This window comes from Marinobacter alexandrii (assembly GCA_039984955.1).
Taxonomy (GTDB): domain Bacteria; phylum Bacteroidota; class Bacteroidia; order Cytophagales; family Cyclobacteriaceae; genus Ekhidna.
In genome coordinates this window covers 1,558,240-1,573,604 of record JBDWTN010000007.1, presented here as the reverse complement: position 1 = coordinate 1,573,604, position 15,365 = coordinate 1,558,240, and the positions used below count along the sequence as shown (strand labels likewise).

Sequence of the window (15,365 nt, the reverse complement as noted above, 5' to 3'; positions counted from 1 at the left end):
GGTCAAAAGTTGGTTAATATTAATGAACAACTCTTAGATGTCAGCATATATTCATAGTATTGGAACCGCATTACCCGCTAATCTAGCAGATCAAAATCAGATCGCTGACTTTATGGTTAGTCATCTTAAACTAGAGAGGAGAGAAGAAAGGAAATTGCGGATGTTGTATCGGGCCAGTGGGATTGAACAACGCTACTCTGTACTTCGTGACTTTGCAGAAAACCTTAATGGGAAGAGTTTTTTTAAAGAGGATGCAGCTTTCCCTTCTGCTAAACCACGCATGCTTTTGTACCAGGACCATGCAATAAATCTAGCTAGGGAAGCTTGTGAAAAAGCCATTTTAGATTCACCTATTGAGCCAAACGAAATCACACACCTTATTGCGGTTAGTTGTACAGGTATGTATGCTCCTGGCCTAGATATTGAACTTATTGATCAACTAAAATTATCCACTCAAACAGAACGCACCTCAATAAACTTTATGGGATGCTATGCCGCTTTTAATGCGATGAAAGTCGCTCAAAATATTGTGAAAGCTGAGGAGAATGCGCATGTTTTGATGGTTTGCGTAGAATTGTGCAGTATTCATCTGCAAGAAAAAACAGATGATGAGAGCCTTGTTTCAAATGCAATTTTCGGAGATGGCGCTGCTGCAATGATGATTTCATCAAAACCTTCTTCTAGATCATTGGAAATAAAAAAATTCTACAGCGATTTAGCTCTGCAAGGAAAAAGCGAAATGGGTTGGTATATCGGAGATCATGGATTTGAGATGAGGCTAAGTAGCAAAGTGCCGGATGTTATTAAACAAGGAATCGGTAAGCTTACGAATAGGCTGCTCTCTGAAATAGAAATGAAGATTGATGAGATTGACTATTATGCAATTCACCCAGGAGGAAGGAAAATCTTAGACGTGATTGAAGAGGAACTGAACTTATCGGAGGATCAAAATAATCCGGCAAGAGAAATATTAAGAACCCATGGTAATATGTCTTCTCCTACCGTTCTTTTTGTCATAAAGTCAATTTTTGATTCGATGACATCTAAAGATGATCAAAAACACATGTTAAGCTTTGCTTTTGGACCAGGGCTCACAATGGAAAGTGCTGTATTGAAATCTCATATCGATGCTTGAGTCTCGTTCCAATGAGATTGAAATAATGGACGATCTGAATATCTCAGGTGAGGTAGTAGGTCAGACACTAAGAGAGCTAAATACCATAAATCGAAGGTTGGGAGGCAACCAAATAAGTGTGAATGCTTTCAAGAACATGGTTAATAATAAGTCGGAGGTGATTTTAGCCGATCTCGGATGTGGAGGAGGAGATATCATGGTAGAGATGGCCAAGTGGAGTAGGAAAAATTCTGTGAAATCCTCTTTCATAGGTATTGATGCTAATCATCATATTGTAGAGTACGCAGAATCCAATACCATGAGGTTTTCTGAAATCTCTTATCAACCAATTAATATTTTCAGTGAGGAATTTAAAAAGCAGGTGTTTGATATCATTCATTGCTGTCTGTTTACTCATCACTTTACAAATCAAGAATTAGCTACGCTGTTTAGACAATTTAGACAGCAGGCCAGAACTGGAGTGATTATAAATGATTTACATAGGCATCCTTTAGCCTACTGGAGTATTTCATTACTCACCTCTTTGTTTTCTAAATCGACGATGGTAAAAAACGATGCAGCTGTTTCGGTAGCTCGAGGATTCAAGAAACATGAATTGAAAGAAATCTTGAACAGCGCTGGTATAAAGGATTATAAATTAAGGTGGAAGTGGGCCTTCCGTTGGAAGTTAATTTTTTAGTTACGTCCAGTCACCAAAAATCAAGTTCCCCTTAGCTTCTGGGTCACTTGACTTAAAGAAATTGTCTAATCCCGCAACCATTTCGTCAGCAGAAATGAAATGGTCTTGATTTGAGTCCAATTCTTCAAATCCTTGGATAGCTAGACTTTGTGGAATATTGTAAATAAATAACATGTTCGCATATTCTTCGCGTGAGATCAACTTATCACGATTCATATCAAATAGATCAAATACATGCCTTGAAGTTCGTTGTATGTAATGATCAAGAATGGTACAATCTCCTGACTCAATTTGATCGCGGAAAAAGGCTATCCAATCCCATAAAGTAAGCGTAAGCTCAGGATTATTCAGATCAGTCAATAGTTGTACAAATAAACGATGCGACTTCAATAGAATAAGACGAGCGCTTCTCGAATTTTCACTGAGCTGTAATTGCGCAACAATCTTTTTCCCAACGTTTACAAAATCGTTCGGCTGAAGCTGCCCGTTCCGGTCTATATCCAATACATTAAAAAGGTGATGTACCTTTCTTTTTTGTGTTTCAGAGAAAACAGACCGGGGGCCAATAGTGCGTGTGGTGGTAGGGCTCCCCATGTTTCGAATTTCAATTTACGAAATAATTTCTACCCTTCCACGCATTTCTTAGCTTTGCACTCCAATTCATAACAACTATTTAATAATGACCCAGGATATCCAAGAGATTTTGAAGAGACTTCAGGTAGAAGCAGACAATAAAGGAGCTGCTATTGGCCATAAGTGGCTGAATTCATCTGGAGCTAAGCTTACTTCATATTCACCCGTTAATGGAAATGAGATAGCAAGTGTCACGCTTGCGGATGACAGTGCATATGATCAAGTAATTAAGGAGGCGCAAGAAGCATTTAAAGAATGGAGACTCCTCCCCGCTCCTCAACGAGGGGAAATAGTACGCCAGCTTGGAAATGAACTCAGGGAGTATAAGCAGGAACTAGGGTCTTTAGTTTCTTATGAAATGGGTAAATCTCTACAAGAGGGATTGGGTGAAGTACAAGAAATGATAGACATATGCGACTTTGCAGTTGGTCTTTCTAGACAGTTATATGGGTTGACTATGCATTCGGAGCGACCATCGCATAGAATGTATGAACAGTGGCATCCATTAGGAATTGTCGGAATCATTTCTGCCTTCAACTTTCCCGTAGCTGTTTGGTCTTGGAATGCAGCACTTGCATGGGTATGTGGAGATGTATGTGTATGGAAGCCATCGGAGAAAGCCCCTATTTCTGCTATAGCGTGTCAGAAAATCGCACAGCGAGTATTCGAAAAAAATGGAATACACCCAGGTGTATGTGGACTTGTCATTGGAGACGTAGAGATCGGTAAAAAACTTGCCGCAGATACACGAGTACCTTTGATATCGGCTACAGGCTCAACGCGAATGGGTAAGGCAGTAGGTGAAGTAGTAGGAGCCAGATTGGGCAAACATATTTTGGAGTTAGGCGGGAATAATGCAATGATCATTTCTCAGCATGCCGATCTGAATATTGTGATTCCTGGAGCTGTATTTGGAGCTGTAGGAACAGCGGGACAAAGATGTACTTCGACAAGAAGGTTAATCATTCATGATAGTATCTACGAAGAAGTAAAAGAACGATTAGTCAAAGCATATGGTCAGTTACGTATTGGTGATCCTTTGGATGAAAACAATCATGTAGGACCGCTGATCGATACAGATGCAGTAAAAATGTATCAAGCGGCCATTTCAAAAGTGAAATCAGAAGGGGGAACTACTGTTGTTGAAGGTGAAGTGCTTTCAGGATCGGGATATGAGTCTGGGTGCTATGTAAAGCCGGCAATGTATGAGGCGCAAGCAGACTATGAGATTGTTTGTAATGAGACTTTTGCTCCGATCTTGTACTTGATCAAGTATTCAGATCTGGAAGAAGCAATTGAAATTCAAAATGCAGTACCTCAAGGACTATCTTCTGCGATCATGACTACTAATATTCGAGAAGCTGAGTTGTTTCTATCACAAGCGGGTTCTGATTGTGGCATAGCAAATGTGAACATTGGAACATCTGGCGCTGAAATTGGAGGAGCATTCGGTGGTGAAAAGGAAACAGGGGGAGGACGAGAGTCAGGTTCGGATGCTTGGAAAGCATACATGAGACGTCAAACAAACACGATCAATTATTCTACTGAACTTCCTTTAGCGCAGGGAATTAAATTTGAGCTTTAAAAAATTAGAAGATGAAAAAGAGTTTCATTGTTTGGACCCTTGTGTTGTGTTCATTAATATCTTATAGTCAAATAAAGATTTCTTTCTCTACAGGAATGAATGTCTCTAATCTAACAGAGGATCTGGTGACTCAATATGGATTTGATACTTTCAGGGAAGCTTACATAGATGCAGGTGGAAGTGCCACATCAGAGGTGAAAAATTCTGTTAGGATTGGTTTTTACTTAGCAGCTCTGGCGGATATTCCTTTAAATGAATCTGTATTTATTAGATCTGGTCTTAAGTATATGAACACGGGGGACAGCTACTTCTTTAAGACTGATGATGTTGTGCTACAATCTTCTTCTGGAAGTGAGACTGATGAGAAATACAAATTTCGTCAGCGATTGAGTTACTTATCGATTCCATTGAACATGGGAAAGTCCTTAAGCAAGAAAATTGGAATTTATGGAGGAGTTACCCCTTCTATTAATGTGGGCAATATCGTGAAAATCAATTATTTTGAAGAAGACGGAGATAAAGTGAAGCAGAAGTGGGAGAAAGACGATAATCCGGTTGATGCCAGAGGGGTAGTTATGTTTCTCAACGGTGGAATGAATTATTTCTTTATTGGTGATAAGGTTGATTACTTCATCGATTTTGGATTTAATTATGCCTTATCAAGTGTATATGATGATCCAGATGCAGAATCCATATTTAAAGAGGCCAACGCCTGGAACATTGATCTTGGTTTTGGTATCAGGCTCTAAATAATGCTTTGAACTGATCATTCACCGAACTCAAAAGATGATGACAATTAAAAAAAGGCCTGCATTTGCAGGCCTTTTTTGTTTCGCCAATGAGGTAATGGTAAGCACTGATTATTTATTGTAAATATTACCACTCACTCCAAATTTCTAATTTCTTCGATAGTTCATAGAAAATATTAAGCAAAACCTAAGGTTTTGCGATTAAGCGGCTCAATATGAGCCGCTTTTTTTCTTATTAAACAAGCTTGTTAATTCCTTCTGCAATACCAAAAACGATAAGCATTGTAAGAAAGCAGCTCAGCATAAAGAGGTAAACTCTTATTTTCTTTTGTGTTTTTCTTTTAGCATGAAATTGATCTAAGAAAACCTTTGTTACCGTGGGATCATACACTTTAGTTTCGACGGATGTCCTTTTGGCATATAGATATCTATTTTCATCATAAATTTCCTTGATTGATTTTTTATGATTCATAGATGATTGATTGGATCTCATTATATGATTTCTTTGTATATGAACTACTCTAGATAAAATCAAGCAATTTTCATGCAACTCTTCTTTAGATGATTTGTTAAGCATTTCCCTTTATTCCAAAAAGAGTTAAATTCATGGATAACCATGAGTAAGCCCAACCCATCTAATTGCCTGAATTGCGGATCGAAAACTGAAGGGAATTATTGTAATAACTGCAGTCAATCGGCTTCTATTCAACGAATCACATTTCGTGACACACTGGACGACTTTTTCAGCTCAACATTTGCGTTGCAAGGACCCCTTCTTTCGACCATCAAATTTCTAATGGTTGACCCTGGGAAACTATTGAGATCCTTCATTGAGGGTAAGAGAAAGTCGTATTATAAGCCGGTATCCTTTTTTGTGCTCTTGACAGCTATTTATTTGATTCTAAGATCTGTTATTGGCTATGATCCATTTGAGGGACAACCTCAAATGGAAGGTGAAAACGTTCATGAACTAGCTAGAGTGTTCATTAATGCAGGAAAATACATGGTTGCTCATATTAATCATATCATGTTTTTTCTAGTATTTTCTATTGGCATTTCGAATAAACTTTTCTTTAGCAAGAAATATAATCTGGCGGAGTATCTGACAGTTGGATTTTATGTTTCAGGTATTTACATACTTATTGGAATTATCTATATGCTATTTAGTGTGTACGTGATCTTTATTCCTCCTCAGCTGAATATGGTTTTTCTTTTTTTGTACATAGTATATATCTCGTTTTCCTTTCATCGGCAAAAATCATTTTTGGCGATTATCAAGTATTTGCTCTTAAGTCTATTCTCAATACTTCTCTACGTCATTCTTGGGTTTGGTTTTTCTCTTTTGAGAGTTTGGTAAGGCTTAATGAGCTTTTTCTACTGCTTCAGCTATTTGAACTAAGTGACGATCTTCATGTGCGAGTATGAACTGAAAGCATTCCGGCACATAAAATCTCACTTTTTGTCCAAGAGCCGTGGGTATCTTAATGTCTTTTAGGTTCTTACTTCTGGCACGTTTGATTAATTCATTGAATGTCTCCTTGTTCTTAAGAAATAGATCAAGAGTCTCATGCATCTTATCTGGTTCAGTTATTGGGTTAAAGAAGTCGAACGTTTTCATTTTAAACCTACGTTTTTTGCCCTTAGGCTTCATGGCGTAGATAGACATCCTTCCAATAATTGTATGCTGGCTTTCTAAAAACTGCCCGTTTGGTAGTTTGGGAGCTCCAGATATGGCAATTTCAAAGTTGTCAAGATACTTTTCATAAACCCTGTTTAAGTGACTGACTACTTCAATAGCAGACCACTTTTTATCAGAGATTTTCCAATTCAGTCTATCACTGGGCAGTTCAGCAATATCAGATTTTATGTAGTTCTTAACCTTATTCGATTGTTGTAGTATCTGTTCGAAATTTACTTCCATCTTTTGTTGTTTTTGTGACAAGTCAAAGCTCTTGTATCTAAACAACAAAAAGATTGATATAGATCAATTAATCACGAAGAGCTCGCAACCGACTAAATGTTTCGGGTTTCATATTTAGATAACTGGCCAGATATTTTTGGGGAATCTGCATCAATTCTTGAGGACATCTTTTTATAAACGCATCAAAACGTTCTTTTGCCGTGAGTGTAAGCATCTCTACTTCTCTACTTCCTCTCCCAAATAAAATTCCTTCCATAAAATGAGTTCTCCACTGGTAGAATTCTGGAAATAATTTGAAAAGCTGGTCATACTTTTCTTTACTGATTGCAATAAGTCTGGAAGGTGTGATTGCCTCCATAAAATAGTTTGATGGAGTTTGCATTACGAAAGAATCATAAATACCTGATGGAGATCCCTGATATGAAAATCCGAAAATGACTTTTTCTCCTTTACTATTTAAGAGATACCCTGCCTGTACACCAGACAGAGCAAAATAAAAATACTTTGCAGTCACCCCACTTTCAACCAAAAATGATCTTTGAGCATATTCTCTTTCGTGAAAATTCTCATTCAGAAATTCGTAGGCTGCTTCACTGATGGATATATGCTTTCCGAAATTTGAATCGATGACTGATTTTATCTCTGATTTCAATAGAAAATACATTGATTGAGTAGCTAATTAACCGAATCAAAATGATATTTGCTATCAAATGATCTGGACTCGAAATATTATTGTTTCTCTACTGCTACTGAAAACAAGTAATTTGCTGACCCTAGGTTGGCAATATGCATTCTAAAAACGGAATGAAGTGTAGACTGTTTTACATGCAGTCTTGCACTTTTATTGGGGAACTCTCGTTTACTATTGTTGTATCTGTGAATTATCTTTATGCTATGAAATGAGCATGATTATAACAAAAATCACGTTTGAACGGCTTCAGCCAACGGACAACAGATGGTGATAATCTCATGCGAGTTCCCGCTTCGGCGGACGGATCGCTCCGGCGAACTGGTGGCCAATTTAAATAGACTATACACATGAAAAAGCTTTTCGTACTTCCGCTTTTAATCATTATTGCTTGTGGACCTTCTGAGACAGAAGAGGTATCAGAACCTGAAATAGTAGCAGAAGCAGAAATTTACTCACTAAATGAGGTTGGTGACAGAGAATATGAAATGAATGAAACTGTTGTTGGGAAAGCAGAGTTTTTTCAAACAGGAGATGTAGTAACTATTGAGATATCCCTCTCAGGCATGACTCCCAATACCTCAAAAGCTATTCATATTCACGAAGGATCTGTGGAACTCCCTGGTCGTCACTGGAATGCTGGCAAGTTTGTCGCTGCGTGCAATGATCGAAGTTTAGGAAATGTATGGGCACGACCATTCATAGGGGACGTAGGAAATGTGATAATTGATAGAGAAGGAAATGGAAGATTTACCTTACAAACAGATCTTTGGAAATTAAATAGTGGCGATGAAAGTGATCTACTAGATCGACCAATAATCGTTCATGAAAATGCTCAGGATTTTGTAGAGGAATGTGATCCAGCTCATGATCACACACATGGACATGCAAATCCGAAAATTGGAGGTGGCAAGATTACACTAGTGTCTGATGTAGCTCGCAATATCCAGTCATTTGTTAAGCAAGAACAAATGCCGGATTTTTTAATCTGTAAATAAAAAAAGCGACTCACTTTTGAGTCGCTCGTTGGCATTCACCAGTTGGCAAATGCTCCGCCTTAGTATCTATTTCTTATTTCCCTATTTTCCAATCATCTGCAGGTGTGCCATAGAAACAATTAGGCACTACAGGGAATTTAGAGGTAATAACATAGTAGTAAGTACCATTGGGATACTCTGGTGTAACTCCAGTCCGCCCGTTACACTCGTCCAAATCACTTAATGCCGCTACATATTCATAATCTTGAATGTATGACCCATCGTGGTTACCGTCAGGATAGTCAACACCAGCAGTGCCAGTTCCTGTACGAGCTCCACTTTTCAATTGGTAGCTTGTTTCTAATTCTACAATTGAGCTAGTTGGATCATTAGCATCTGAGTATCCGTACTTATAATAGATAGGGAATCCATCTGCTGCGAATCCATAAATCAAAGAATGCGTCGTTCCGTCTTCTTCATCGGCTAAGCCAACAATGTCACCATGATAGTGGTAATTGCCTTGAGAAGTTACATGAGCCCCAAAAGCATCCAAGTCTGTTTCTCCTTCTTCTGTTACTTTGGCTTGCCACTCCCAGTTTTCTTCTCCAGCATTTGAATTGCCATCAGGAACCGTCCAAGCTTTCAACCCCATTGGGTGAAACTCAACTCCATTTACTGCCATGCCAAATTGCCAGAAATTATCATTCATTGGAGTTGGAGGACCTGTTTCGTTATAGATATAGATTGCCTGATTTGTATATTGAGGAGTAAGATCCAATTCGCGTGTTACCTCTATAGCCGTGGGAGTTCCGTTTGGAAAGTTGCCTACTGCATGACTTGGATATTGATTTGAACTTATGGTTCTTGTATCAGATCCAATATCAAAACAAACCTGACTTTCTGTTGTGCTAGAAGTTTCGCATGTTTCAGAAGTAGTGACACTTGTTGCTTCTTGATCGTTATCGTAAGATCCTGCTGAAACAGGCACAACCTTCAAATAGTAAGTAGAATTTGACGACAGTAGAGAGAGCTCAAATGAGGCAATGGAGGCATTGTTATAAACAACTTGCTGCCCAAAGCCCAAATATGAAGTACTCGGTAGCAGGCTACTTTGATTAGAAAGATTAGTAAAGGAATTTTCAGTGTTAATCACAACAATGTAACTGTCAGCTCCATTATCGGCCCATTGACCAACAGAGACACTATTGCTTGTGGTATTATCAACGGTTACGACAACTTCTTCCACAGACACAGGCGCATCATTGTCAGAAATGATAATCATAGCTTCCGTAGTACTTCCAGAAGAGATGATGCTAGGAAGACTTCCAAGAGAAAGTATAATTGTTTCATTTTCTTCCATCTCCGTGTCGTCAGTAATTGTTACTTGCACAGTCGCAGAAGATTCATTATTTGCAATGATTGCAGTTGTTTCATTTATTTCATAATCACTGTTTGCAGTTGCTGTTCCAGTGATAGAAAACGGAATGTTTATCGCAGTACCCGATGTATTCTGTTCGCTTATAGCGATGGTGAAACTTGCAGTTCCTGCAGCTTCTGTAACAGATGATTGAGATGCAGAAACTGTAACAGTAGCAGAAAATTCATCCATGACATCTTCTTTTGAGTCTTCTCCACAACCGGGGAGGAATATCATTGTAGCAAATACAATGAGTAGTCGTAATTGAGTATTCTTATTCATAATTAATGGTTTAGTCGTTGTAAGAAGCAATGGTGGAAGTACGCTTGCTGTTGAGTCTGAATGATCGGGTTCGATCATTCAATTTTAATTTCATAATGTTGTCATGGCCTTCTACTAAGTCAACCATGCATGTATTGGTCATCTTTACTTCTTTGATATCTTCAAGCTGAAGATTCAAAGAGCCTTTTAAATAGATATTTTCTTCTCCATATTCTATCTCAGTGATTTCAAAAGCAGTGCAATTTCCGTCAACTTCAATCGCTACCCTACTCTGGAGATATTCCCACGCCATGTTTTCAAAATCTCTAGTAGCATGATCTTCAAATTCATTTTTCAATGATTCATAGAAATAATATCGATCAACAGATATATTCATCTGTAAACCGGAATCATTTTCGGTGATCTCAAAAATGGCCATTCGAATATCATGACTGTAGCTAATAGAGGAGATACCGACAAGTAAGAGGCTAAAGATTTTTTTCATGGCGGATAGTTTGTGTTTCTTATTAGATGTTAAGCATTTAAAATAATTGCGTTTCTTTTGTAAAAGAAAGCGGCCCCACCAACGAGCCGCTCTATTCACATCCGCTATCTACGGATGCTCCGCCTTAGTATCACTACCATATGAAACTAAATATTTAGATGTCACAAAACTGCAATACTTGTGGGACGGATTTAAATATTTAGGGATAGCAAATGGTTAGCATGATTGTTTTTTTTCTTTCACAAATTCTATTCAATCTGCTTTTTTTGACTGAAATTGAATATTAAATAAGAATCCAATGGTTGATACAGCTATATCTTCGATGAAAGCAATTTTCTTCAAAGGGTCTTTTTTTTTATTACTCATAGCACTTAACTCAAAAGTGTTAGCTCAAGAGGTTAAAAGAGATAGTCTAAAAAATGAATTAATAGACCAAGCCTCAGATACGAATAGGGTAAATACCTTGATTGCTTTAGCTTTTGAGATGCGATATACTGATGCTGATTCCGTCATTGTGTTTGCTCGAGAGGCGTATCGATTAGCGGATTCAATTTCCTTTCCAAAGGGAGAGGCTCAAGCGTTAAGAAATATAGGCTTAGGCTATACATATGTGGGTGGTTTAGATTCAGCACTTTATTACTGTCGGCGAGCGGCAGATCTGGCGAGCGCTTCCAGTTTTGTACAAATTGAAGCGGATGCATTTAACACAATTGGAAATACATATTTCAGAAAATCACAATATGATTCGGCTAGAGAAGCTTTTCAAAAGTCACTTCAGCTATTCAGTAGTATTGATAATGAAGAGAGCGTAGCAATTTCGAATGCAAGCATTGCTGTGTCTTACAGCGAACAAGGAAAGTATTCAAAAGCTCTGGAAATGTATCAGGAGGCCTTACTCTACTTTGAAAAAGGTGAGAATATAAACATGACCGCCAATCTGTATAATAATATCGCGAATATCTATTTGGAGAGAGAGGAGTTTGATAAAGCCTATGAATACTACTCTAAAACTTCAAAATATGATAGTATCACCGGGAACAAATCTGGAAGAGCTCATACATTGCTAAACATAGGTAATGTGTTGGTGCATTTAAATCGTAATGAAGAAGCAAAAGAAAATTATAGATATTCTATCTATCTAGCCACATCTAGTGGTTCTGAATGCACCTCAAGTTTGCCATTAACACAACTCGGCGATCTGTACCTGTCTGAGGGTTCATACGACTCAGCCTATCATTACATAACACAAGCGCTAACTATAGCAAAAAAGTGTGAGAGTGAGCGTGACCTTGCTAGTGTGTATCTTGATTTGGGAGAATACTATACAATTCAGAATAATTTCGGAGAGGCCCAAAAAGTACTTTTAGAAGGCTACAATGTAGCAGCAAGAAATGAGATTAAACCTAAAATGGAAGAGCTCGCGAACTCACTTTATAAACTATATGAAAGAAGAGGTGATTATGTGGAAGCCTACAAATATCTGAAAATTGCGAATGACCTACAGAATGACCTGTTTAATAAAGAAAGCACTGAGCAAATAACTCGTTTGGAAGCCGAATATGAGTTTGAAAAAGAAAAACAATTACTCGAAGCGGAGCAGGAAAAAAGAGAATTGGCCTATCAACAAGAGCTTACCAGAGAGCGATTGTACAAAACGGGAGCGATTGGACTTATTATTTTAATAGCACTCATAGCTGTTCTAGCTTACCGAAGCTATCGAATAAAGCGAGCAGCTAATACGCAGTTAACTGAAAAAAATCAACATTTAAAAGAACTACGAGAGAGAGAGAAGAAACTTTCTGGAGAAGCTTTATCTGCTAAAGAAAGAGAACTTGCCACCATGGCAATGGCTTCATTAGAGAAAAACAACTTACTTAATGATCTAGAGCAAAAGGTAAGTTTTATAGAGAATCGCATGACGGATGACCTTAAGCCAAGCTTGAAAGAAATGCGAAAAGCAATATCAGATAGCTATTCCTTAGATAAGAGCTGGGATAGTTTTATTCATCGCTTTGAAGACGTACACCCGCAATTTTTTGACAAACTTAAATCCGATAATACGAGTCTGACGGTTGAAGACCTTAAACTGAGTGCCTACCTAAAGATAGGTATGTCTAACAAAGAGATTGCCAATGTTACTCACCTCACACTTGGATCAATAAAGAGTAAAATCAATCGCCTCAAGAAAAAGCTTGAGCTAAGTGCGGATGATAGTGTTAGGGATTTCATACTTCAGTATGCCTAGATCTATTGCAGTACCTTTTTGTGCGATTCAATACTTTTATTAAAAAAAGGCAAAAAATAAATAGTACAGTTTAGGCTATCTTAGACAATAGAGATCAGCTATATTTTATGGGCACCATTCAAAAAAATCATCTCATTGCTCTGCTAGTACTATTTAGTGTTTTTTCCTCTATTTCAGGTCAAAATATCAAAGAGAACATAGATTCACTTAATGTGAAGTTTGGAGTGCTTTTGAAGAAGGATGTTGAAGCTGCAGGATTATTGGCTGATAGTTTGTTGAGAGCTTCAGAGAGGGAAGCGTTCATAGAAGGGGTTATTAGCAGTAGTTTAATGAAGGCAAAGTATCAACGAAAGCTCGGCAATTATGATTCTGCTGCATCAATCCTCACCAGTAATCTCTCTTTTATTCAAGAAAAGCTCGACCTCATTTCTGAAGATTACCAAATTATGGTGTGGCGAACTTATGGAGTATCTTATTATGACTTAGCGGTTATTTCCTATTACAAAGGAAACTATAATGAAGCGCTGGCCAATACGCTATTATCTGATTCTATTCAGGATCAATTTTTTAAGGGGAAGGATTTTGGCCAGGAACGTTATCTCAATAGCAAGCGTACGGCGAAGATGCTTCGAGGAAATATTTATTCCGTCAGAGGAGAAATAGATCGAGCAATTGAAATGTTTGAAGAAGGTGCCGCAGAAAGCGAGGCTGTTGGCAAGTTCTACAATGCAGCAGTTACGTATTTGAATTTAGGAACGCTTTACAAAGATAAAGGGCGATTGATTGATGCTATAAATGTCTTGAAAAGAGCACAACGATTAGCGGAAGAGCATGAGTATGCCTCATTGACTGCTTCTGTAATAGGTGCTATCGGTCAGGTTTTTTATTCAATGCAAGATTATGAAGAGGCTCTAAATTTTTCTATGAAAGCATATCGTCTTCATGAATCATTGGAAGATAAATTCAGCACTGCATATACTGCAGCGGATGTGGGAGATTATTATAAGGAGCTGAACCTAATGGATTCTGCTATTTGGTACTATGAAAAGAGCCTCAACCTTCATGAAGAAATGGGCAACATGGATGATGTAGCTTATGTACTGGAAAGATTGGCAGGATTAAAATCTGAAGTAGGGGCTTGCTCTGAGGCACTAGAATTTGAAAACAAAGGTCTTGCGATTGTGCAAGAGTACGATTTGCCTAAAGAGCGATTGCTATTAAGTGTGGTAAGAGCTGAATGTGCATTAAAAATAGGTCGATTGGATGAGGCTATTGAAGTTACTGATTGGTTGCTGAAAATGTCCGAAGAAACACAGAATATACGCCATCAAAAAGATATTTATCATATTGCTCATAGAGTCTATCAATCAATAGGAAATGACAAAAAGGCATATGCGTACTTGGCTAAATTTCTTCAGCTAAGAGATAGTATATATACAGAAGAGAAGGCCATGGAAGTAGCAAGGGCTGAATATCAATATGAATTAGACAAAGAGAGGAGTCGATCAGAGGAAGAGAAACGACGACAGCAGCTAGTATACGAACAGAAATTGGCGAGAGAGCGATGGATTAAGTTTGGGATAACGGGCTTTTCGATATTCATATTATTTATCGCAATATCGATCTACAGAGCCTACCAAATCAAGCGAAACTCCAATGTGCAACTAACGGAAAAGAATAAAAGGTTGAAAGAACTGAGGGAACGAGAACAGGAGCTATCAGAAGAGGCCCTTTCAGCCAGAGAACGAGAACTTGCCACGATGGCGATGGCCACCTTAGAAAAGAACAACTTACTTAATGATCTAGAGCAAAAGGTAAGTTTTATAGAGAATCGCATGACGGATGACCTTAAGCCAAGCTTGAAAGAAATGCGAAAAGCGATATCAGATAGCTACTCCTTGGATAAGAGTTGGGATAGTTTTATTCATCGCTTTGAAGACGTACACCCGCAATTTTTTGACAAACTTAAATCCGATAATACGAGTCTGACGGTTGAAGACCTTAAACTGAGTGCCTACCTAAAGATCGGTATGTCTAACAAAGAGATTGCCAATGTTACGCACCTCACGCTTGGATCAGTAAAAAGTAAAATCAATCGTCTCAAGAAAAAGCTTGAGCTCAATGCAGATGATAGTGTCAGAGATTTTATACTGAAATATGCTTAATGAAAATCTTCCAAAAAAGTATCTTAGTTTTAGAATCTCATCTAGATTTCAATAATCATGTAAACAATCTTGTATACATGCAGTGGGCACTTGATATCTCACGAGAACATTGGCTATCGGAAATCGGCGATGAGATAAATGAAAAATACTTCTGGATGGTGCGCACTCATCATGTTGAATATCGGAAGCAAGCCTTTCTTGATGAAGAAATCACAATCAAGACTTTTGTAGCGAGTTACAGAGGTCCGTTTTCAGATAGAATTGTGAAAATTTACAAAGAAGAAGACTTGCTTGTTCAGGTGAAATCGAATTGGTGTTTGATTGAACGAGTGACACAAAAGTTGAAACGCGTACCGATAGAAATCCAAGAACTCTTTAAATAAACAATCCGATTATATTTGCCGA

Annotated in this window: 15 protein-coding genes; 9 read left to right on the top strand and 6 right to left on the bottom strand. The window is 38.0% G+C overall.

The window, feature by feature from the left end; all coding sequences use genetic code 11:
- The first annotated feature begins 37 nt into the window (after window positions 1-37).
- Both ABJQ32_13320 and ABJQ32_13315 read left to right on the top strand, forming a co-directional pair.
- Window positions 38-1,135 (top strand): type III polyketide synthase, encoded by a 1,098-nt coding sequence (locus ABJQ32_13320; protein MEP5290623.1) that lies wholly within the window; start codon window positions 38-40, stop codon window positions 1,133-1,135.
- On the top strand, window positions 1,128-1,814 hold the full coding sequence (locus ABJQ32_13315) for a methyltransferase domain-containing protein (protein ID MEP5290622.1): 687 nt from the start codon (window positions 1,128-1,130) through the stop codon (window positions 1,812-1,814). The genes ABJQ32_13320 and ABJQ32_13315 overlap by 8 nt, the downstream gene beginning before the upstream one ends.
- On the opposite strand, the gene ABJQ32_13310 is transcribed toward ABJQ32_13315, so the two are convergent.
- Window positions 1,815-2,408 (bottom strand): EF-hand domain-containing protein, encoded by a 594-nt coding sequence (locus tag ABJQ32_13310; GenBank protein MEP5290621.1) that lies wholly within the window; start codon window positions 2,406-2,408, stop codon window positions 1,815-1,817.
- Between the two features lie 85 nt (window positions 2,409-2,493).
- On the opposite strand from ABJQ32_13310, the gene ABJQ32_13305 reads away from it, so the two are divergent.
- Window positions 2,494-4,032: an aldehyde dehydrogenase family protein gene (locus ABJQ32_13305; protein MEP5290620.1), complete on the top strand. Its 1,539-nt coding sequence runs from the start codon at window positions 2,494-2,496 to the stop codon at window positions 4,030-4,032.
- Between the two features lie 11 nt (window positions 4,033-4,043).
- The gene (locus ABJQ32_13300; protein ID MEP5290619.1) at window positions 4,044-4,781 is read left to right on the top strand and encodes an outer membrane beta-barrel protein; all 738 of its coding nucleotides are present in this window, start codon (window positions 4,044-4,046) and stop codon (window positions 4,779-4,781) included.
- A 235-nt stretch (window positions 4,782-5,016) separates the two neighbouring features.
- On the opposite strand, the gene ABJQ32_13295 is transcribed toward ABJQ32_13300, so the two are convergent.
- The gene (locus tag ABJQ32_13295; protein MEP5290618.1) at window positions 5,017-5,253 is read right to left on the bottom strand and encodes a hypothetical protein; all 237 of its coding nucleotides are present in this window, start codon (window positions 5,251-5,253) and stop codon (window positions 5,017-5,019) included.
- A 144-nt stretch (window positions 5,254-5,397) separates the two neighbouring features.
- Between ABJQ32_13295 and ABJQ32_13290 the strand changes: the two genes are divergently transcribed.
- Entirely contained in the window at window positions 5,398-6,138 is a 741-nt protein-coding gene (locus tag ABJQ32_13290) for a DUF3667 domain-containing protein (GenBank protein MEP5290617.1), read from the top strand.
- A gap of 3 nt (window positions 6,139-6,141) precedes the next feature.
- On the opposite strand, the gene ABJQ32_13285 is transcribed toward ABJQ32_13290, so the two are convergent.
- Both ABJQ32_13285 and ABJQ32_13280 read right to left on the bottom strand, forming a co-directional pair.
- A complete protein-coding gene (locus ABJQ32_13285) occupies window positions 6,142-6,702 on the bottom strand; it encodes a DinB family protein (protein ID MEP5290616.1) in 561 nt (186 codons plus the stop codon).
- Window positions 6,703-6,769: 67 nt separating this feature from the next.
- Window positions 6,770-7,366, bottom strand: coding sequence for a Crp/Fnr family transcriptional regulator (locus ABJQ32_13280; protein ID MEP5290615.1), 597 nt, complete (start codon window positions 7,364-7,366; stop codon window positions 6,770-6,772).
- A gap of 374 nt (window positions 7,367-7,740) precedes the next feature.
- Between ABJQ32_13280 and ABJQ32_13275 the strand changes: the two genes are divergently transcribed.
- Window positions 7,741-8,388 carry a superoxide dismutase family protein gene (locus tag ABJQ32_13275; GenBank protein ID MEP5290614.1) on the top strand — a complete coding sequence of 216 codons (648 nt, stop codon included), beginning with the start codon at window positions 7,741-7,743 and terminating at the stop codon, window positions 8,386-8,388.
- Between the two features lie 73 nt (window positions 8,389-8,461).
- Here ABJQ32_13275 and ABJQ32_13270 read toward each other — a convergent pair whose 3' ends face one another.
- Complete coding sequence (locus tag ABJQ32_13270) at window positions 8,462-10,066, bottom strand: YHYH protein (protein MEP5290613.1); 1,605 nt, start codon at window positions 10,064-10,066, stop codon at window positions 8,462-8,464.
- A 10-nt stretch (window positions 10,067-10,076) separates the two neighbouring features.
- A complete protein-coding gene (locus tag ABJQ32_13265) occupies window positions 10,077-10,550 on the bottom strand; it encodes a DUF6702 family protein (GenBank protein ID MEP5290612.1) in 474 nt (157 codons plus the stop codon).
- A 322-nt stretch (window positions 10,551-10,872) separates the two neighbouring features.
- Between ABJQ32_13265 and ABJQ32_13260 the strand changes: the two genes are divergently transcribed.
- From ABJQ32_13260 to ABJQ32_13250, 3 genes are all read left to right on the top strand, one after another.
- A complete protein-coding gene (locus tag ABJQ32_13260; GenBank protein MEP5290611.1) occupies window positions 10,873-12,795 on the top strand; it encodes a tetratricopeptide repeat protein in 1,923 nt (640 codons plus the stop codon).
- Between the two features lie 107 nt (window positions 12,796-12,902).
- The gene (locus tag ABJQ32_13255) at window positions 12,903-14,960 is read left to right on the top strand and encodes a tetratricopeptide repeat protein (GenBank protein MEP5290610.1); all 2,058 of its coding nucleotides are present in this window, start codon (window positions 12,903-12,905) and stop codon (window positions 14,958-14,960) included.
- Window positions 14,960-15,343 (top strand): acyl-ACP thioesterase domain-containing protein, encoded by a 384-nt coding sequence (locus ABJQ32_13250; protein MEP5290609.1) that lies wholly within the window; start codon window positions 14,960-14,962, stop codon window positions 15,341-15,343. The genes ABJQ32_13255 and ABJQ32_13250 overlap by 1 nt, the downstream gene beginning before the upstream one ends.
- The last annotated feature ends 22 nt before the right edge of the window (window positions 15,344-15,365 follow it).

Excerpts from the sequence above, each read along its gene's own strand:
- ABJQ32_13290 (MEP5290617.1), top strand. The coding sequence starts at position 5,398 with ATGAGTAAGCCCAACCCATCTAATTGCCTGAATTGCGGATCGAAAACT.
- ABJQ32_13310 (MEP5290621.1), bottom strand. The coding sequence starts at position 2,408 with ATGGGGAGCCCTACCACCACACGCACTATTGGCCCCCGGTCTGTTTTC.
- ABJQ32_13275 (MEP5290614.1), top strand. The coding sequence starts at position 7,741 with ATGAAAAAGCTTTTCGTACTTCCGCTTTTAATCATTATTGCTTGTGGA.
- ABJQ32_13300 (MEP5290619.1), top strand. The coding sequence starts at position 4,044 with ATGAAAAAGAGTTTCATTGTTTGGACCCTTGTGTTGTGTTCATTAATA.
- ABJQ32_13295 (MEP5290618.1), bottom strand. The coding sequence starts at position 5,253 with ATGAATCATAAAAAATCAATCAAGGAAATTTATGATGAAAATAGATAT.
- ABJQ32_13270 (MEP5290613.1), bottom strand. The coding sequence starts at position 10,066 with ATGAATAAGAATACTCAATTACGACTACTCATTGTATTTGCTACAATG.
- ABJQ32_13305 (MEP5290620.1), top strand. The coding sequence starts at position 2,494 with ATGACCCAGGATATCCAAGAGATTTTGAAGAGACTTCAGGTAGAAGCA.
- ABJQ32_13280 (MEP5290615.1), bottom strand. The coding sequence starts at position 7,366 with ATGTATTTTCTATTGAAATCAGAGATAAAATCAGTCATCGATTCAAAT.
- ABJQ32_13285 (MEP5290616.1), bottom strand. The coding sequence starts at position 6,702 with ATGGAAGTAAATTTCGAACAGATACTACAACAATCGAATAAGGTTAAG.
- ABJQ32_13260 (MEP5290611.1), top strand. The coding sequence starts at position 10,873 with ATGAAAGCAATTTTCTTCAAAGGGTCTTTTTTTTTATTACTCATAGCA.
- ABJQ32_13265 (MEP5290612.1), bottom strand. The coding sequence starts at position 10,550 with ATGAAAAAAATCTTTAGCCTCTTACTTGTCGGTATCTCCTCTATTAGC.
- ABJQ32_13250 (MEP5290609.1), top strand. The coding sequence starts at position 14,960 with ATGAAAATCTTCCAAAAAAGTATCTTAGTTTTAGAATCTCATCTAGAT.
- ABJQ32_13315 (MEP5290622.1), top strand. The coding sequence starts at position 1,128 with ATGCTTGAGTCTCGTTCCAATGAGATTGAAATAATGGACGATCTGAAT.
- ABJQ32_13255 (MEP5290610.1), top strand. The coding sequence starts at position 12,903 with ATGGGCACCATTCAAAAAAATCATCTCATTGCTCTGCTAGTACTATTT.
- ABJQ32_13320 (MEP5290623.1), top strand. The coding sequence starts at position 38 with ATGTCAGCATATATTCATAGTATTGGAACCGCATTACCCGCTAATCTA.